The sequence below is a fragment of the Pseudomonas sp. NFACC04-2 genome (assembly GCF_900119265.1).
GTDB classification, from domain to species: Bacteria; Pseudomonadota; Gammaproteobacteria; order Pseudomonadales; family Pseudomonadaceae; genus Aquipseudomonas; species Aquipseudomonas fluorescens_AA.
The window spans coordinates 180,466-197,551 of the sequence record NZ_FPJC01000008.1 but is presented as its reverse complement, the minus strand read 5'-3'; the positions used below and the strand labels follow the sequence as shown (position 1 = coordinate 197,551).

The following is a 17,086-nucleotide window of genomic DNA, read 5'->3' as shown; positions in this document are numbered from 1 at the left end:
GGTCCGGGGCTAGAATAGCGGGACCGTTGACGACAAAGGGACAAGGTTATCATGCGTACACTAAATCGCCTGTTACTGGCTGGCTTGTTTGCAATCACCCCGCTGGCCGTCATGGCGGCGGACGACGCACCCTCGGCGGACCCGGATGTCACCATCCGCACCGAAGGCGATAAAACCATTCAGGAGTACCGGCAAAACGGCTTTTTGTACGCGATCAAGGTCACGCCCAAGAACGGCAAGCCTTATTTCCTGGTGCGGGCCGACGGTACCGATGCAAACTTCATCCGTTCGGATCAGCCGGATATGCTGATTCCGTCGTGGAAAATCTTTGAGTGGTAATACCGCTCGCGACTTCAACCGGCGCCCGCTGAAGGGCGCCCGTACTGGCAGTTTTTAACCATGTCTGTGTTCACGCCCCTGGCTCGGCCCGAGCTGGAAACCTTTCTCGCCCCTTACGGGCTCGGCCGCCTGCTTGATTTCCAGGGGATCGCCGCCGGCAGCGAAAACACCAATTTCTTTATCAGCCTGGAGCAGGGCGAGTTCGTTCTGACCCTGGTCGAGCGCGGCCCGGTGCAGGAAATGCCGTTCTTCATCGAACTGCTGGATGTGCTGCATGACGCCGACCTGCCGGTGCCTTACGCCTTGCGCACCACCGACGGCGTGGCGTTGCGGGAATTGGCGGGCAAGCCGGCGCTGTTGCAACCGCGCCTGGCGGGCAAGCACATCAAGCAGGCCAACGCCCAGCACTGCGCCCAGGTCGGGGAGTTGCTGGCGCATCTGCACTTGGCGACCCGGGACAACATGATCAAGCGCAAGACCGATCGCGGCCTGGACTGGATGCAGGAGGAGGGCGCCAAGCTGCTCTCGCACCTCGATACCGCGCCGCGTCAGTTGCTGGAGGCTGCGCTGGATGAAATTTCGTTGAAGAAGGTAGGCATCCTGGCGCTGCCTCGAGCCAACATCCATGCCGATCTGTTCCGCGACAATGCGATGTTCGAAGGCACGCACCTGACCGGGTTGATCGACTTCTACAACGCCTGCTCCGGGCCGATGCTGTATGACGTCGCCATTGCCTTGAACGACTGGTGTTCGGATGACGACGGTGTGCTCGATGGCCCTCGGGCGCGGGCATTGCTGGGTGCCTATGCGGCGCTACGGCCGTTCACCGCCGCCGAGGCCGAGCTGTGGCCAACCATGCTGCGTGTGGCGTGCGTGCGTTTCTGGCTGTCGCGGTTGATCGCCGCCGAGTCGTTCGCCGGGCAGGATGTGTTGATTCACGATCCGATGGAGTTCCAGCAGCGCTTGGCGCAGCGGCAGACGGTTCACGCGTTGTTGCCTTTTGCCCTGTAACAGCAGTCAAGCGCGAAGCTGAATGCTTTTGTGGCGAGGGAGCTTGCTCCCTCGCCACAGGATCCATGTTCGGCAGGAGCGCGCGGGGCTGGGGTCATAGCGACTCCAGGCACCCCGCCAGATCATTCCCCAACTTCTCCAACAACTGCTCATACCCCTGCGCCGTCGCCGGGGTATAGCCGCCCAGTGCATCCAGCTCCGCCAGTTTCACCGGCAACCCGGCCACCAGGGTTTCGGCCAGGCGCGGGCGCAACGGCGGTTCGCTGAAGACGCAGGTCTTGCCCACGGCTTGCAAGCGCGTGCGCATCGCCGCCACATGCTGGGCGCCGGGCTGGACTTCGGCGGCCACGGCGAACACCCCGGCGTGCTTGAGGCCGTAGTTGTCTTCGAAATAGTCGAACGCTTCGTGGAACACAAAATACGGTTTGCCCGCGACCCCGGCCAGACGCGTCTTGAGGCGCGCGTCCAAGGCGTCGAGACGCTGGTTGAAACCCGTGAGGTTGCTCTGGTAGCGGGCCGCATTCGCCGGATCCGCCGCGCTCAGGTCAGCCGCCATTTTCGCGGCGATCACCCGCGCATTGTGCGGCGATAGCCACAGGTGGGCATCCACGGTGCCAGGGCGATGGTCGTGATCGTGCTCATCGCCGTCATGGTCATCATCCTCGTGGGATGCGCTGTCCTGAGCGAAGTGACGCAACTTGAGCCCCGGCAGCGCCTGCACCGCGACCGACGGCAGCGTACGACCGTTCAATACACGCGGCAGGAAACCCTCCATGTCCGGGCCAATCCAGTACAGCAGGTCCACCGACTGCACCTTGCGCACGTCCGATGGCCGCAACGCATAGTGATGCGGCGAAGCCCCTGGCGGCAGCAACACTTCCGGAACGGCCACGCCCTCCTGCACAGCGGCGGCAATCAGTTGCAAGGGCTTGATGCTGGTAAGGACCTTGACGTCGGCCTGGGCCGGGCCAATCAGTAGAAAACTTGCGACAAAAGCGACAAAGAGCGAAAAAAATCGGGACACGATGACCACTCGAAGAGGCGAGAACGGGTAACATAATAACGTCTCTCACTAAACTCGTCGCTGCCCATGCCTATTACACCCCTTGCCAGTCGTCCCCACGATCACTCCCACTGCGTGCATAGCGCGCTGTCCGAGGCCGACGCCATCTGCGCGCGCCAAGGGTTGCGCCTGACCGCCCTGCGGCGGCGCGTGCTGGAATTGGTCTGGCAAAGCCACAAGCCTTTGGGCGCCTACGACATCCTCGCTGTGCTCAGCGAGCAGGACGGCCGCCGTGCCGCTCCGCCAACGGTCTATCGGGCGCTGGATTTCCTCTTGGAAAACGGCCTGGTGCATCGCATTTCATCGCTGAACGCCTTCGTCGGCTGCAACCATCCGGAGCACGCCCACCAAGGCCAGTTCCTGATCTGCCGCGAATGCCACGCCGCCATCGAGCTGGAACAGAAGTCCATCAGCGATGCCATCATCGCCAGCGCCAAGGATGTCGGCTTCGTGGTCGACACCCAGACCGTCGAAGTGGTCGGTCTCTGCTCCGGCTGCCAGGGGGCCTGATGAGCAATGCGTTGATCCGCCTCGAGCAGGTGGCCGTGACGTTCGCCGGGCAGAACGTGCTGGACAACATTCACCTGAGCGTCGAGCCGGGACAGATCGTGACCCTGATCGGCCCCAACGGCGCCGGCAAGACCACCCTGGTGCGCGCCGTACTGGGTTTGCTCAAGCCCGACAGCGGCAGCGTCTGGCGCAAGCCCAGGTTGCGCGTCGGCTACATGCCGCAAAAACTTCACGTCGATCCGACCTTGCCGCTTTCCGTGTTGCGCTTCCTGCGCCTGGTGCCTGGCGTGGACCGCGCACGGGCCTTGGCCGCGCTCAACGAGGTCGGCGCCGAACAGGTGATCGACAGCCCGGTGCAGAGCGTCTCCGGCGGCGAGATGCAACGCGTGCTGCTGGCCCGCGCCCTGCTGCGCGAGCCTGAATTGTTGGTGCTCGACGAGCCGGTGCAAGGGGTCGATGTGGCCGGGCAGGCCGAGCTGTACAGCCTGATCACGCGCCTGCGCGACCGCCATGGCTGCGGCGTGCTGATGGTCTCCCACGACTTGCACCTGGTGATGAGCACCACCGACCAGGTGGTCTGCCTCAACCGTCATGTTTGCTGCTCCGGGCATCCCGAGCAGGTCAGCGGCGATCCGGCCTTCGTCGAGCTGTTCGGAAAAAACGCACAAAGCCTGGCGATTTATCACCACCACCATGACCACGCCCACGACCTGCATGGCTCGGTGGTCAGCGCCCCTTCCACTTCCAATCATGTTCATGGAGATGGCTGCAAGCATGGCTGATTTTCTGTTGTACGCCCTGCTCGCAGGCCTGGCACTCGCCCTGGTCGCCGGCCCCCTGGGTTCGTTCGTAGTCTGGCGGCGCATGGCCTATTTCGGCGACACCTTGTCCCACGCCGCATTGCTTGGGGTGGCCCTGGGATTTTTGCTGGATGTCAGCCCCGCGGTAGCAGTGACCGTTGGTTGCCTGTTGCTGGCGGTGGTCCTGGTGACCCTGCAACATCGCCAGCCGCTGGCGTCCGACACGTTGTTGGGCATTCTCGCGCCGAGCACCTTGTCCCTCGGGCTGGTGGTGCTGAGCTTCATGCATGACGTGCGCATCGACCTGATGGCCTATCTGTTCGGCGACCTGCTGGCGATCAGTCCGACAGACCTGTCGTGGATCCTGGGCGGTAGCGCGGCGGTGTTGCTGTTGCTGGTGGCGCTCTGGCGGCCATTGCTGGCCGTCACCGTGCACGAAGAGCTGGCCCGAGTCGAAGGCTTGCCTGTGCTGGGTTTGCGACTGGCGCTGATGCTGCTGATTGCAGTGGTCATTGCCGTGGCAATGAAAATCGTTGGTGTGTTACTGATTACATCATTGCTGATCATCCCGGCGGCTGCGGCACAGCGTCACGCCCGCTCGCCCGAGCAGATGGCGCTCGGCGCGAGCCTGCTGGGCATGCTCGCGGTGTGTGGCGGCCTGGCACTTTCCTGGTTCAAGGACACCCCGGCCGGCCCGTCGATCGTGGTCAGCGCCGCTGCGTTGTTTCTGCTGAGTTTTGTCCTGCCTCGTCGAGGGGTGTAGACTTGCTCGCTTTTTGCGCAAATAGAGAGTCGCAGGAATGAAGCCGTTCGCCTCCCGTTATCTGCTCCTTGTCGCATTTTCCCTGCTACTGGGCGCTTGCCAAAGTACACCGCCGGTCACCCAGGCTCCCGATACGCGGGGTCCGGCCATCGCACAGCTCGAGCAAAGCCTGGCCAGCAATGAGCTGGCCACCGCTGAAGGCCGGCTGGCCGCCCTGCAAGCCCAGTCGCCCGAAGACCGGTCGCTGGAACCCTACCAGCGGCAATTGGCCGAGGCGTATTTGCGCCGCAGCCAGATCGACTTGCAAAAAGGCGACGTAAACGCCGCAGCCACCGCCCTGAGCCGGGCCCGGGCGTTGATGCCCAAGGCCCCAGCCCTTACCGGCGAGGTCAACAGCGCCATTGCCGAAGCCCGCAAGGCCGACCTGGAAAAAGCCGAGGCCGACCTCAAGGCCGCCGAAGCCAAACCGGTCGCCAAAGTGATTGATCCGAGTGCCGAGAGCACCACCGTTGCGCTTAATATCGGCGATATCCAGAAAATGCGGCGCCAACTGGACGCCATTGCCGCTGATGTGGTGAATTATCAGTGCGACGTCAGCATCCAGGCGCCGCGCACCGATGATTATCCGTGGTTAGCGACGTTGCTGACCAAGCGGGTCAAGAAACTTGATCCCGGATTTGATCTGAAACTGCAGAAGCAGATTGTGCGCAGTGTGCCGGCGCAAGTCGTGCTGACTCCGCGCAAACCCTAAAAGCATCGCGAGCAAGCTCGCTCCCACACTGGGTATTGTGATTGACACCTCACCCTGTGGGAGCGAGCTTGCTCGCGATAGCGTCCTACCAGCAACCAGCCACTTTCAGACACTCATCAAGCCGGAATCGCCTTCGCCTTAGGTTCCCGCGCCCACACCCGATGCTGGGCAATCGCATCGAAGAACGCCTGGAACTTGCCAGCATCCGCGTCAGGAATCAGCCCCGCATCCTCCTCCAGCTTCAACAACACCAACAACTGCCGGGCTTCGCCATTCAGCGCGATGGCCTTCAGGTGCTTGTAGGCTTCCAGCAGGTAATGCAACGCCACACCATCGCCGCTCAAGGCCTTGATCGATTCCGCGCCACCCGGTACGAACACCGCGTCGAAGGCAATCGACGGCAAGCCTTCCATGGACGCATCCACCGCCAGTTTCTGCCCATCGGCCGTGGTGACTGGCGCCGAGGTCGGCCCCAGCACTTTGGCGTGGGCGCCCTCGGCCTCCAGGGCCTGCTTGAGGGCATCGATGATCGCCCCATCGACACCGTTGGCTACCAACACCGCCACTTTGCGCGTCTTGATGTCGCCGGACAGCAGGTTCGCCTGGCTCAAGGCCGGGGACTCCTCCAGTGATGGCGTCGGAACATCCACAGTGCCCGCGGTCGGTGCTGGCAAGCCGAGGTTTTTCGCTACCCGCCCAGCCAGTTCCAAGTCGATGTTGGCGAGAATCTCATTGACCTGCCGCGCTCGGATGAACTCTCGCTCCACCTTGCCCAACTCAAAGCTGTAGGCGGCGATGATGTGCTCTTTTTCGTGGGAGCTCATGCTCTTGTAGAACAACCGCGCCTGTGAGAAATGGTCGGAGAACGAATCGCTGCGTTGGCGGATCTTGTAGGCATCGATACGCTCTGGATAACTTTCGAAGCCGCCGTCTTCCGGGCCGGGCGGGGTTTCCTTCGGCCAGCCGCCGTCGATGGAGTTCGGCTCGTAAGACGCGCGTCCCTTGTCGATGGTGGTGCGGTGCATGGCATCTCGCTGACCGTTGTGTACAGGCGTGATGGCACGGTTGATCGGCAGCTCATGAAAATTCGGCCCACCGAGTCGGCTGATCTGCGTATCGGTGTAGGAAAACAGCCGACCTTGCAGCAATGGGTCGTTGGAAAAGTCGATGCCCGGCACGATATGCCCGGGGCAGAACGCAACCTGTTCGACCTCGGCGAAGAAATTGTCCGGGTTACGATTCAGCACCATCTTGCCCAGGGGCGTGATGGGCACCAGCTCTTCAGGGATGATCTTGGTCGGGTCGAGCAGGTCGAAGTCAAACTTATGCTCGTCTTCCTCGGCGACGATCTGCACGCCGAACTCCCATTCCGGGTAGTCGCCCATCTCGATCGACTCCCAGAGATCGCGACGGTGGTAGTCGGTATCCTTGCCCGCCAGCTTCTGGGCTTCGTCCCACACCAATGAACACGTCCCGGCTGTGGGACGCCAGTGGAATTTGACGAAGCTGCTTTTGCCTTCGGCGTTGATCATGCGGAAGGTGTGCACCCCAAAACCCTGCATGGTGCGTAGGCTTTTTGGAATGGCCCGGTCAGACATCGCCCAGATCACCATATGAGCCGATTCCGGCACCAGCGAGACAAAATCCCAGAACGTGTCGTGGGCCGAGCCGCCTGTAGGAATTTCGTTATGGGGCTCGGGTTTTACCGCGTGGACAAAGTCCGGAAACTTCACCGCGTCCTGAATGAAAAACACCGGCATGTTGTTGCCCACCAGGTCGAAGTTGCCTTCGTCGGTAAAGAACTTCACCGCGAAGCCGCGCACGTCCCGCACGGTGTCGCCGGAACCGCGCGGACCTTGCACGGTGGAAAAGCGCACGAACACCGGGGTTTTCTTGCTCGGGTCCTGTAGGAAACCGGCCTTGGTCAGCGCCGAATGCGCTTCATAGCTCTGGAAGTAGCCATGGGCGCCGGTCCCACGGGCGTGCACGATGCGTTCCGGGATACGCTCATGGTCAAAGTGCGTGATTTTTTCACGCATGATGAAGTCTTCCAGCAGCGAGGGCCCACGGGGGCCGACGCGCAGGGTGTTCTGGTTATCGGCGATCTTCACGCCCTGGTTGGTGCGCAACGCCTGTTCAGTGGCGTCGGAACGGAACTGTTCCAGGCTTTCAAGCTTGGCGTTGGTGTTGCCGCGATCCAGGGTGTCGGTCCCGGCCAGTTGGCTCTTGTTGACCGTGGGCTTCTTGGTACTCATCAGGCATGACTCCTCTTTACGTTCCTCGCCGTGGCCAGGACTCTTGAGTTCGATGCCGCAGGTACATACCTCGGCATTTCGAGTGGCTTAATGAGTGACCAACGCCGTTTGGCCGTGTTCCTTTTTTATGTCCTTTGATCGCGTTATTGCCAAATGAACGGTCCGATCGCAAATAAATGCTAAGAACCTCTATACGGACAGGCTAAAATGCGCGCCCGGCTAACCGCTGATCCTTTTCCAACGCGCCCCACAAGGTTCGCTACGTGATCGAGTTTCAAGACGTCCATAAAACCTACCGGGTCGCCGGTAGGGATATCCCCGCCCTGCATCCGACCAGTCTGACGATTGAGAACGGTCAGGTCTTCGGCCTGATTGGCCATTCCGGTGCGGGAAAAAGTACCCTGCTGCGCCTGATCAATCGCCTGGAAGATTCCACTGGCGGCAAGATCATTGTCGACGGCGAGGAAGTCACCGCCCTGGACGCCAGCGGCCTGCGGCGTTTCCGTCAACAGGTCGGTATGATCTTCCAGCACTTCAACCTGCTGGCGTCCAAGACCGTGGCCGACAACGTGGCGCTGCCGCTGACGCTGGCGGGCGAATTGTCCCGCAGCGAAATCGACCAACGCGTCGCCGAGTTGCTCGCTCGCGTCGGCTTGTCCGACCACGCCAAGAAGTACCCGGCGCAACTGTCCGGCGGCCAGAAGCAGCGCGTCGGCATCGCTCGCGCCCTGGCGACCAAACCCAAGATCCTGCTGTGCGACGAGGCCACCAGTGCCCTCGACCCACAAACCACCGCCTCGGTCTTGCAACTGCTGGCGGAGATCAACCGCGAGCTGAAGCTGACCATCGTGCTGATCACCCATGAAATGGATGTGATCCGCCGGGTTTGCGATCAAGTGGCGGTGATGGACGCCGGTGTGATCGTCGAGCAAGGCCCGGTGGCCGAGGTGTTCCTGCACCCCAAGCACCCGACCACCAAGCGTTTTGTCCAGGAAGACGAGCAGATCGACGAAAGCGAACAGCGCGACGACTTCGCTCACGTGCCTGGGCGCATCGTGCGTCTGACGTTCCAGGGCGATGCGACCTACGCGCCATTGCTCGGCACCGTCGCCCGGGAAACCGGCGTGGACTACAGCATCCTGGCCGGTCGTATCGACCGCATCAAAGACACCCCCTACGGGCAACTGACCCTCGCCATCACCGGCGGTGACATGGAGGCGGCGTTCGCCCGCTTCACCGCGGCCGATGTCCACATGGAGGTGCTGCGCTAATGGAACTGTTGAGTTCGTTCTTCTCCAACATCGACTGGCTGGAAATCTGGCTGGCCACCGGCGACACCTTCCTGATGCTGTTCGGTTCGCTGTTGTTCACCGTGCTGCTCGGCTTGCCCCTGGGCGTGTTGCTGTTCCTCTGCAGCCCGCGCCAGTTGCTCGAGGCCCGGGGCGTGTATGCGCTGCTGTCACTGATCGTGAACATCCTGCGTTCGCTGCCGTTCATCATCCTGTTGATCGTGATGATCCCGTTCACGGTATTGATTACCGGCACCTCCCTGGGCGTGGCCGGCGCGATCCCTCCGCTGGTGGTCGGCGCGACACCGTTCTTCGCCCGCCTGGTAGAAACCGCCCTGCGCGAAGTCGACCGCGGCATCATCGAAGCGACCCAGGCCATGGGTGCCACCACGCGGCAGATCATCGTCAATGCCTTGCTGCCGGAAGCCCGTCCAGGCATTTTTGCCGCGATTACGGTGACAGCGATTACGCTGGTGTCCTACACGGCCATGGCCGGTGTGGTCGGCGCCGGTGGTTTGGGCGACCTGGCGATCCGTTTCGGTTACCAGCGTTTCCAGACCGATGTGATGGTGGTCACGGTGGTGTTGCTGCTGGTGCTGGTCCAGGTGCTGCAAACCGTGGGCGACAAACTGGTTGTGCATTTTTCTAGAAAATAAGGCCTCGCGGCCAATAAACCATGAGCCGGCCATTCGCTGGCAGGCGCCGAGAGCAGGCGCCTCACAAGGAGTTAGCTGAATGAAGAAACTACTGGTTGCCTTCGCTGCCGCCGCAGCGTTTTCCGCCCACGCCGCCGACACCCTGACCGTCGCGGCCACACCGGTGCCACACGCGGAAATCCTCGAATTCGTCAAACCGGCCCTGGCCAAAGAAGGCGTCGACCTGAAGGTCAAGGTCTTCACCGACTACATCCAGCCGAACGTACAGGTCGCGGAAAAGCGCCTGGACGCCAACTTCTTCCAGCACCAGCCGTACCTGGATGAGTTCAACAAGGCCAAGGGCACGCACCTGGTGAGCGTGGCCGGTGTGCACCTGGAACCCCTGGGCGCGTACTCCAGCAAGTACAAGGCACTGACAGAATTGCCGGGCGGCGCCAACGTGGTGATCCCGAACGACGCCACCAATGGCGGCCGTGCGCTGTTGCTGCTGGCGAAAGCTGGGGTGATCAAGTTGAAGGATTCGAACAACATCCTGTCGACCACCAAGGACATCACCGAGAATCCAAAGGATCTGAAATTCCGTGAGCTGGAAGCGGCGACCATTCCGCGGGTGCTGACCCAGGTGGATCTGGCGTTGATCAATACCAACTATGCGTTGGAGGCGAAGCTTGATCCTTCCAAGGATGCCCTGGTTATCGAAGGTAACGACTCGCCGTATGTGAACATCCTGGTGGCTCGTGAGGATGACAAGGACAGTGAGGCGATGAAGAAGCTGGTTGCGGCATTGCATACGCCGGAAGTGAAGGCTTTCATTCTGGAGAAGTACAAAGGCGCGGTTTTGCCAGCGTTTTGAGCTGATCGAGTGGTGAAAAACGGGGCTGCGTGGGAATGCAGGCCCGTTTTTTTATGCTCCGAATTGTCAACTCCCGATCAGTGAAAAGAGAGCATGTGTCGTGGGAATACGCTAGCTACATAAGGGTAAAGTTGAGCAGCAAACTCATTCAATAAAGCAAACCCGACACAAGGCGCCGGGTGTGCTTTTTGAGAGGATGCTTATCCTTGCCCGCTATCGCGGCTCAACGTTATCCAGCACCCGATTCGCCAGCAATGAACTCAATTCGATCAATTGCTGGATACCAAGAGCAATATGACGGCGAGGACCTTCCAGATCGAAGGCCAGGTTGCTGACCATCGCGTCGGCTGCCGCCAGGGTTTCGCTGAGGTTGGCGAGGAGGGATTCGTTGTCGGCGTTTTTGGCGACGGTGAAGAGCTGGCCCGGTTGGGACGTATCTTCGGACTTTTCCGGTTTTGGTAGCAGGTAGTAATCCAAGGCGCGGTTGGTGGCTTCGTCGTGCTTTTTGGCCTTGGATTTGGTGTGCGGGGAAGTGCGGTCCGCCTCTGGCGGATTCGGTGTAGGTTTGAACATGTACTAAGCCCTATAGGTGAAGCCGCAACCCTCTAGCTACTAAACAAGGGGAGGCAGCTGTACGCAGGTTAGTAGACCGGGGACTTAGCAAGCCGGCGCGCCCGAAGGCGCCCTGCGCACAACCGCCATCAAATACAGGCATGGAGACGCCTGTCTGACGGAGCTAATGCACCTACTAAATACCTCGGGCTACTAAACCCGACCACTGATGGGCAGTGGCAGGGAAACGATAGAACCCGGGGACCAGGCGCACAAGCGGACGGATTCTGGCGTAGTTGTAGGTAATGGCGCAAGGATGTGTAGCTTGATGGAGGGATCACGCCAACGGAATAAACAGGGCTTGGTTTTGACCCGTAAATTAGCGCTAGACGGGGTTGTGGTGGGGGATTGGAAGAGGGGTTTTGTCTGTAGGCGTTTTTCGGGGTGGGGATGCCCGCTTGCTCGATACGTGATGGTTGCTTGTCTTTCGGTCCGAAAAGGTGGGGAACGACGACGCAGCCTCTTTCAGCAATCACTTGCTCCCGAAACCCTATCAGCATTTGCCCATTGTCCGGGCCGAATGAACCACAGGATCTGCTTCATTGTTCAACAACCCTCATGATAAATTCCCCGCCGCGACCTCTAATCAATAGAGGGCATTCAGGGAGAGAAGTAAGTGATCAAGTCTTTGTTGGTTGGGGCATTGCTGGCAATGGCATCAGCATCGGCATCTGCGATGAGTTGCGATAACCCTAGAAACGCCTATGACAGAACCTATTGCGCGTCGCTGAAAATGGTTCAGTCGGATCAGGAAATCAATGATCAATACAAGAAGACCATGAGTGCCCTGAACCCGGATCAAAAGAAAAAAGTGAAAGCCGCTCAAATCCAGTGGATCAAAAATCGTGACAGCGCCTGCTCCAACGATGGCCTGCTCTACCTAGATTGTGCCAATGAGAAGACCGAGGCGCGTATCGTCATACTCAAAGCTGTCGAGCGTGAGTGCCGTGCTGCCGGTTGCGACGACGCCAAGCTGTCGCAAGTCGAATAATCCGTAAACAACGTCGGCTTGCAGTCGTATCCCACGAAAAACCCGACGTAAAGCGTCGGGTTTTTCATTATTAGCGCTACGCAGCGCCACGCTCGACCATGTCACGCCATGTCTGAACGCTAGGGCGCTCTTGCATCCTGGCGTGCCAGGCTCGCAGTGCAGCACACTCAACAGGAACGGGGAGCTTCACCAGCGAGGCGAAGATCATGCCGCCCAGTACCGCAATGTCGGCCATCGAAAACTTGTCACCCGCCACAAAGGGCCGGTCTTTGAGAAGGCTGTCGAAATAGCGCATGCCCCTGATCGCCTTATCGCCCATCCGGGCGCCCCACTCGGCATTCTGGTACAGCTCCACAGCGGGGCCGAGGCCCGGCGTGGCATGGTGGAAGTACACGCTGACGGCATCGAGAAACTCGATCTCGGCACGTTTGGTCATCATCTGGATGATGCCTTTTTCAACAGGCGTTTCGCCCGTCAACGTCGGATGACCGTCCAGGCTATCCAGGTACTGGGTGATCGCCGTGCACTCGGCGATCCGCGTCCCATCGTTCAGCTCCAGCACCGGCAGTGTCCCGGAGTAATTGATGGCCAGGAACTCGGCTTTCTTGTGCTCGCCGGCCCAGAGATTCACCGGTACGAATTCGATGTTCGGCAGCAATCCTTTTTCCGCCAGCGCAATGCGCACTCGGGCGGGGTAGGGGCCGTTGAACCAATCGTAGATTTTCATCGTAGGAACAGTGGAAACATCAACGCGCTGTTGTGGGGAAGTCATGATTCGCGCACCTGCCTGTCAATTGGTAGGTAAAGATTGAGCCGCCAATTTAGCGCAGTCAATCCCCTACCTGACAATTGGCAGGTAGACGGATCTGCGCGTAGAATCGCCGTTATCTGAGTGAGTCGAATCTCGAAACGAGGCTGCAACGTGAACGAAAATGCTCGAGAAGCCATCTTGGCGGCAGCGAAAGCCGCTGCCCAACTCCACGGTTACAGCGGTATCAATTTCCGCAGCATCGCCGACCAAGTGGGCATCAAGAACGCCAGCATTTACTACCACTTTCCGAGCAAGGCAGGCCTGGCTGCGGCGGTTGCTGAACGCTACTGGCAGGACGCGCTGCGCATGCTCGAAGAAATACGCGCCGCCAATACCGATCCGAAGGCGTGCGTGCGGCTGTACCCCTCCATTTTTCGAAAGTCGCTTGAGGACGGCAACAGGCTTTGTCTGTCCAGCTTCATGGCAGCCGAATTCGAAGACCTTCCCGATGAAGTGTCGCGAGAGGTCAGGGCTTTTGCGGACGTTAACGTGGCGTGGCTCGCCCAGGTACTGGCAGATGCTGGGACAGGTAGCGCAGAGGAATGTGAACGCCGAGCCCGCGCCATTTACACCGCTGTTGCGGGTGCTCAGTTAATCGCGCGGACTCGGGCGGATGTCGGCCTGTTCGATGATCTGATTTTGAGCTACCGGGAAGCAGGATTGATTCCAGCCTGATCCTGTAAAGCAGATGATGCCGTTTGGCTGTAGGAATGGTTGGGGCCGCTTCGCAGCCCAGCGGGAGCAAGCTCCCTCGCCACGGGGTTTTGGTTCAATTGGGGCCGTGGGTGTAATTCAGTTGTTTGCATTGGTGGCCGGGTGCCACAATCGCCGCTTTCGTTGCGTCACGATCAGGTGGATCAAATGGATGGCCCAAGATCTCGGAACGGCCAAGCTTTTTTCATAGCCGAACAGGTGCGAACTGATCGACTGCAGCAACTGTTTCGCCAATCCGTTTCTGCGGTTTTCGGCAGTTACCTGGCTGCCATCATGCTGAGTTGGCTGTGTTGGGATCGGTTTGAGCACAGCGTTATTCTTTGGTGGCTGGGCATCCTGAGCGTATCGACGTTGTTGCGTATCGCGATGTTCGTCGCCTATTTCCGCAGCGACGAAAGTGAGCGTACGCCTCAACGCTGGGAACGCAGATACTGGGTCACACTGGTGTCATCCGCCAGCATCTGGGGCGGTGGTGCGTTTGTGGTCATGCCGGCGGACGATCTGTTGTCCCAGGCCTTGGTCATGCTCTTTACTGTCGGGATGTCCGTCAGTGCGGTGTCTTGCTACTCCGCTTACCGCAATATGACACTCGTCTCCATTGGCCTGGTTCTGTTGCCGTGCACCGCCTGGCTGCTGTTTCAACCATCCGCGATTCAAGTCGGCATGGCACTGTCGATCGTGGTGTTCACCGCATTTGCTGCCCGCGCTACAAGCAAGATGTCCCAGGCATTGGAAACCGCTTTTCGACTCACCCGTGAAATGGAACAGGCGAACAGCATTTCAACCCGCGCAGCCCAAACCGATGAACTGACCGGTCTGAAAAGCCGACGCGCTTTTTTCGAACATGCCCAGCAGCTTTATGACGAATGCAAGACCAACCAGTTGGGGTTGTGCGCGGTCATGTTGGACATGGATCACTTCAAGCACATTAACGACACCTACGGCCATCAGGTCGGGGATCAGGTTTTGCGCGAGATGGGGGTGGTCATCAGCTCGTCGTTTCGGGCGACGGACATTCACGGCCGGCTAGGTGGGGAAGAGTTCGCCATTCTGCTTCCGGACACGTCTATTGAGGTCGCCACCCAGATTGCAGAACAGCTCATCGATACGATTGCGGGTTTGATGATCGAGCCTGTTCACTGCATAACCGCCAGCCTTGGCGTTGCGTCGACGGAGGCCTGTAATAAGGATCTTCACGGCTTGATGAACGATGCGGATAAGGCCCTGTATCGGGCGAAGGCGCTGGGGCGTAATCGGGTCGCTGTTGCTTAGTCGGGTTGGCTTTGCATCATTAGCCAGAGTTTGATCCCCCCACGCTCTACGTCACATTCCAGAAGCGGAATGCGGAGCGTCCCTGGCGGCGTTCCCACGCGGGAGCGTGGGAGCCATCGAGAAACCCTGAACACGCGCGCTCCAAAGGCCTGCAGTTGCGCGGGCACTGACCCCCTTGCACCTCCTTCTCCTTGGTTCACCTTGCGGCGGGTGATCTTGCGCTGTCCTAAAAATAAATTACTTTTCATATCAACAAGTTAACCAAGAAGTGATAATTTTTTGAAAATTTATCTTGCGCGCAAAGTATTTGAGCGTTAAATTTATCTCAACTGGTTAGCGCACAAACATTTAGCGCAAACCAAAACCAAAAATCGATCAGCCCATTCAGCAAGAGGAAACACCATGAACGTTCTCTATACCGCAGTCGCAACCTCCACCGGTGGCCGTGATGGCCGTGCTGTTTCCAGCGACAAGATTCTCGACGTGAAACTGGCCACACCAAAAGCCTTGGGTGGTGCCGGTGGTGAAGCCACTAACCCTGAGCAACTGTTCGCAGCCGGCTACTCGGCCTGCTTCATCGGCGCACTGAAGTTCGTCGCCAGCCAGAGCAAACGCAGCATTCCTGCCGACGCTTCGATCACGGCACACGTTGGCATCGGCCAGATCCCTGGCGGTTTCGGTCTGGACATCGACCTGCACATCAGCCTGCCAGGTCTGGATCAAGCCGATGCCCAAGCGCTGGTCGACGCGGCTCACCAGGTTTGCCCGTACTCCAACGCGACACGCGGCAACGTCGACGTCCGTTTGCACGTCACCGTCTAACTCACTCACATACGAATAAAAGGATCAGGACATGAACACTTTCCACAAAACTCTCGTTGGCTCGCTTCTGGCACTGTCCCTCGGCAATGCGTTCGCAGCTTCTTTTGTTCAACCCACGTACGCTGAAGGTGGCTCGGATCGACTGATCGAAAAACGCGTAGCCGAAGGCGGCTCGGATCGACTGATCGAAAAACGTGTAGCCGAAGGCGGTTCGGATCGACTGATTGAAAAACGTGTAGCCGAAGGCGGTTCGGATCGACTGATTGAAAAACGTGTAGCCGAAGGCGGTTCGGATCGACTGATTGAAAAACGTGTAGCCGAAGGCGGTTCGGATCGACTCATTGAAAAACGTGTAGCCGAAGGTGGCTCGGATCGACTGATCGAAAACCGTGTAGCCGAAGGTGGCTCGGATCGACTGATCGAAAACCGTGTGGCCGAAGGCGGCTCGGATCGCCTGATGGAAAACAGAGTGGGCTGAAAAAACCCTTCACCACTTCAAAGCCGGTCGAATCAACCCATGTTGCTTCCAAAACAAAAACGCCGCTTATCTCTCACGAGGAAGCGGCGTTTTTTTGCAACGTGTCATAGGCTCCTAAACGATGCTATCCACCACACCACCATCGACACGCAGCGCCGCTCCAGTGGTGGCCGAGGCCTGCTCCGAGCTGGCATAGATAATCATGTTGGCGACCTCCTCGACGCGCGCCGCGCGCTGAATGATCGAGGTGCTGCGGTGCTGGTTGACGAAATCTGCCGCAACCTTTTCCAGGCTTTCCCCGCTGCGCTCGACATCTGCCTGGAGCATCTGGGCAACGCCTTCGGAAAGCGTCGGCCCAGGCAATACCGAATTGACCGTCACGCCCGTACCGGCGAGTCGCTTGGCCAGTCCGCGAGCGATGGACAGTTGGGCGGTTTTGGTGAAGCCGTAGTGGATCATGTCGGCGGGAATGTTCACGCCCGATTCCGACGAAACAAACACAATCCGCCCCCAACCGCGCTCGACCATGCCTTGTGCGTAGGCCCTGGAAACCCGCACGCCCGACATCACGTTGGTTTCGAAGAAACGCTGCCATTCGCTGTCCGGCGTTTCGAAAAAGTCTTCCTGTTTGAAAATGCCCAGGTTGTTGATGACGATATCGAAGCTCGGGTGCTTGGCGATCAGTGCCTGGCAGCCAGGCGAGTTGCTGAGATCGCCCACAAAGCCGGTCGCCCTTGAAGCTAGGTTGCCCAAGCGCTGCAGCGCTTCCTCCACGCTGCTCTCGCTACGACCGTTGATGACCACGTGAGCGCCGGCTTCCAGGAAGCCTTTGGCAGTGGCAAAACCGATACCGCTGGTGGACCCGGTGACCAGGACCTGACGTCCGGTGAAATCGATGTTCATGAGGGGACTCCTTGATTAATGAACCAGAGGAAGTGCGATATTTCTGACTGAACGGTAGTCCGACGGATTTAGAGATGGCTTTGCCATCCCCACGTCGCCCATATCGCAGGCCCTTAATCATGGACACGATTGAGGCTTTGCGCCTCCTCGTGATCAAACAACCATCAGGAAGCCGACCACACCGCCAGCTCAT

General features: G+C 59.3%; 19 protein-coding genes. 14 read left to right on the top strand and 5 right to left on the bottom strand.

Annotation, left to right across the window (positions count from 1 at the left end):
* Positions 1–51: 51 nt before the first annotated feature.
* Both BT125_RS13745 and BT125_RS13740 read left to right on the top strand, forming a co-directional pair.
* Positions 52–339, top strand: coding sequence for a DUF2782 domain-containing protein (locus tag BT125_RS13745; protein WP_018602771.1), 288 nt, complete (start codon positions 52–54; stop codon positions 337–339).
* A gap of 60 nt (positions 340–399) precedes the next feature.
* Positions 400–1,350, top strand: a complete 951-nt coding sequence (locus BT125_RS13740) for a homoserine kinase (protein WP_072407706.1) — start codon at positions 400–402, stop codon at positions 1,348–1,350.
* A gap of 94 nt (positions 1,351–1,444) precedes the next feature.
* Here the strand turns inward: BT125_RS13740 and BT125_RS13735 are convergent, their stop codons facing one another.
* The gene (locus tag BT125_RS13735; RefSeq protein ID WP_072407772.1) at positions 1,445–2,374 is read right to left on the bottom strand and encodes a zinc ABC transporter substrate-binding protein ZnuA; all 930 of its coding nucleotides are present in this window, start codon (positions 2,372–2,374) and stop codon (positions 1,445–1,447) included.
* A gap of 66 nt (positions 2,375–2,440) precedes the next feature.
* Between BT125_RS13735 and zur the strand changes: the two genes are divergently transcribed.
* The 4 genes from zur to BT125_RS13715 are packed head-to-tail and all read left to right on the top strand — an operon-like array spanning position 2,441 to position 5,237.
* Entirely contained in the window at positions 2,441–2,923 is a 483-nt protein-coding gene (gene zur, locus BT125_RS13730) for a zinc uptake transcriptional repressor Zur (RefSeq protein WP_018602776.1), read from the top strand.
* Positions 2,923–3,705 carry a zinc ABC transporter ATP-binding protein ZnuC gene (gene znuC / locus BT125_RS13725; protein ID WP_072407704.1) on the top strand — a complete coding sequence of 261 codons (783 nt, stop codon included), beginning with the start codon at positions 2,923–2,925 and terminating at the stop codon, positions 3,703–3,705. Before zur ends, znuC begins: the two co-directional genes overlap by 1 nt.
* On the top strand, positions 3,698–4,486 hold the full coding sequence (gene znuB, locus BT125_RS13720; protein ID WP_003196213.1) for a zinc ABC transporter permease subunit ZnuB: 789 nt from the start codon (positions 3,698–3,700) through the stop codon (positions 4,484–4,486). Before znuC ends, znuB begins: the two co-directional genes overlap by 8 nt.
* Before the next feature lie 37 nt (positions 4,487–4,523).
* Positions 4,524–5,237 (top strand): PA5502 family lipoprotein, encoded by a 714-nt coding sequence (locus tag BT125_RS13715; RefSeq protein ID WP_072407702.1) that lies wholly within the window; start codon positions 4,524–4,526, stop codon positions 5,235–5,237.
* A gap of 116 nt (positions 5,238–5,353) precedes the next feature.
* On the opposite strand, the gene katE is transcribed toward BT125_RS13715, so the two are convergent.
* Positions 5,354–7,546, bottom strand: coding sequence for a catalase HPII (katE, locus tag BT125_RS13710; protein WP_256573771.1), 2,193 nt, complete (start codon positions 7,544–7,546; stop codon positions 5,354–5,356).
* 209 nt (positions 7,547–7,755) lie between these two features.
* Here katE and BT125_RS13705 point away from each other — a divergent pair, with 209 nt between their 5' ends.
* The 3 genes from BT125_RS13705 to BT125_RS13695 all read left to right on the top strand — a co-directional run bounded on the left by BT125_RS13705 (position 7,756) and on the right by BT125_RS13695 (position 10,290).
* Entirely contained in the window at positions 7,756–8,763 is a 1,008-nt protein-coding gene (locus BT125_RS13705) for a methionine ABC transporter ATP-binding protein (RefSeq protein WP_060739889.1), read from the top strand.
* Entirely contained in the window at positions 8,763–9,437 is a 675-nt protein-coding gene (locus BT125_RS13700) for a methionine ABC transporter permease (protein WP_003196204.1), read from the top strand. The genes BT125_RS13705 and BT125_RS13700 overlap by 1 nt, the downstream gene beginning before the upstream one ends.
* A gap of 79 nt (positions 9,438–9,516) precedes the next feature.
* Positions 9,517–10,290: a MetQ/NlpA family ABC transporter substrate-binding protein gene (locus BT125_RS13695; RefSeq protein WP_072407698.1), complete on the top strand. Its 774-nt coding sequence runs from the start codon at positions 9,517–9,519 to the stop codon at positions 10,288–10,290.
* Positions 10,291–10,503: 213 nt separating this feature from the next.
* Here BT125_RS13695 and BT125_RS13690 read toward each other — a convergent pair whose 3' ends face one another.
* Entirely contained in the window at positions 10,504–10,863 is a 360-nt protein-coding gene (locus BT125_RS13690) for a DUF6124 family protein (protein WP_072407696.1), read from the bottom strand.
* Positions 10,864–11,518: 655 nt separating this feature from the next.
* Here BT125_RS13690 and BT125_RS13685 point away from each other — a divergent pair.
* A complete protein-coding gene (locus BT125_RS13685) occupies positions 11,519–11,893 on the top strand; it encodes a lysozyme inhibitor LprI family protein (protein WP_080712484.1) in 375 nt (124 codons plus the stop codon).
* A 76-nt stretch (positions 11,894–11,969) separates the two neighbouring features.
* On the opposite strand, the gene BT125_RS13680 is transcribed toward BT125_RS13685, so the two are convergent.
* Positions 11,970–12,665, bottom strand: coding sequence for a glutathione S-transferase (locus tag BT125_RS13680; RefSeq protein ID WP_072407694.1), 696 nt, complete (start codon positions 12,663–12,665; stop codon positions 11,970–11,972).
* A 150-nt stretch (positions 12,666–12,815) separates the two neighbouring features.
* On the opposite strand from BT125_RS13680, the gene BT125_RS13675 reads away from it, so the two are divergent.
* The 4 genes from BT125_RS13675 to BT125_RS13660 all read left to right on the top strand — a co-directional run bounded on the left by BT125_RS13675 (position 12,816) and on the right by BT125_RS13660 (position 15,990).
* Entirely contained in the window at positions 12,816–13,379 is a 564-nt protein-coding gene (locus BT125_RS13675; protein ID WP_072407693.1) for a TetR/AcrR family transcriptional regulator, read from the top strand.
* 186 nt (positions 13,380–13,565) lie between these two features.
* Positions 13,566–14,690 carry a GGDEF domain-containing protein gene (locus BT125_RS13670; RefSeq protein WP_072407691.1) on the top strand — a complete coding sequence of 375 codons (1,125 nt, stop codon included), beginning with the start codon at positions 13,566–13,568 and terminating at the stop codon, positions 14,688–14,690.
* Between the two features lie 402 nt (positions 14,691–15,092).
* On the top strand, positions 15,093–15,512 hold the full coding sequence (locus BT125_RS13665; protein ID WP_030139009.1) for an organic hydroperoxide resistance protein: 420 nt from the start codon (positions 15,093–15,095) through the stop codon (positions 15,510–15,512).
* A 31-nt stretch (positions 15,513–15,543) separates the two neighbouring features.
* Positions 15,544–15,990 (top strand): phage infection protein, encoded by a 447-nt coding sequence (locus BT125_RS13660; protein WP_072407689.1) that lies wholly within the window; start codon positions 15,544–15,546, stop codon positions 15,988–15,990.
* A 114-nt stretch (positions 15,991–16,104) separates the two neighbouring features.
* Here the strand turns inward: BT125_RS13660 and BT125_RS13655 are convergent, their stop codons facing one another.
* Entirely contained in the window at positions 16,105–16,893 is a 789-nt protein-coding gene (locus tag BT125_RS13655; protein ID WP_072407687.1) for an SDR family NAD(P)-dependent oxidoreductase, read from the bottom strand.
* Positions 16,894–17,086: the final 193 nt, after the last annotated feature.

What these genes read in the sequence shown, in the direction of transcription:
- BT125_RS13745 (WP_018602771.1), top strand. Translation starts at nt 52, where the DNA reads ATGCGTACACTAAATCGCCTGTTACTGGCTGGCTTGTTTGCAATCACC.
- BT125_RS13740 (WP_072407706.1), top strand. Translation starts at nt 400, where the DNA reads ATGTCTGTGTTCACGCCCCTGGCTCGGCCCGAGCTGGAAACCTTTCTC.
- zur (WP_018602776.1), top strand. Translation starts at nt 2,441, where the DNA reads ATGCCTATTACACCCCTTGCCAGTCGTCCCCACGATCACTCCCACTGC.
- znuC (WP_072407704.1), top strand. Translation starts at nt 2,923, where the DNA reads ATGAGCAATGCGTTGATCCGCCTCGAGCAGGTGGCCGTGACGTTCGCC.
- znuB (WP_003196213.1), top strand. Translation starts at nt 3,698, where the DNA reads ATGGCTGATTTTCTGTTGTACGCCCTGCTCGCAGGCCTGGCACTCGCC.
- BT125_RS13715 (WP_072407702.1), top strand. Translation starts at nt 4,524, where the DNA reads ATGAAGCCGTTCGCCTCCCGTTATCTGCTCCTTGTCGCATTTTCCCTG.
- BT125_RS13700 (WP_003196204.1), top strand. Translation starts at nt 8,763, where the DNA reads ATGGAACTGTTGAGTTCGTTCTTCTCCAACATCGACTGGCTGGAAATC.
- BT125_RS13695 (WP_072407698.1), top strand. Translation starts at nt 9,517, where the DNA reads ATGAAGAAACTACTGGTTGCCTTCGCTGCCGCCGCAGCGTTTTCCGCC.
- BT125_RS13690 (WP_072407696.1), bottom strand. Translation starts at nt 10,863, where the DNA reads ATGTTCAAACCTACACCGAATCCGCCAGAGGCGGACCGCACTTCCCCG.
- BT125_RS13680 (WP_072407694.1), bottom strand. Translation starts at nt 12,665, where the DNA reads ATGACTTCCCCACAACAGCGCGTTGATGTTTCCACTGTTCCTACGATG.
- BT125_RS13670 (WP_072407691.1), top strand. Translation starts at nt 13,566, where the DNA reads ATGGATGGCCCAAGATCTCGGAACGGCCAAGCTTTTTTCATAGCCGAA.
- BT125_RS13665 (WP_030139009.1), top strand. Translation starts at nt 15,093, where the DNA reads ATGAACGTTCTCTATACCGCAGTCGCAACCTCCACCGGTGGCCGTGAT.
- BT125_RS13660 (WP_072407689.1), top strand. Translation starts at nt 15,544, where the DNA reads ATGAACACTTTCCACAAAACTCTCGTTGGCTCGCTTCTGGCACTGTCC.
- BT125_RS13655 (WP_072407687.1), bottom strand. Translation starts at nt 16,893, where the DNA reads ATGAACATCGATTTCACCGGACGTCAGGTCCTGGTCACCGGGTCCACC.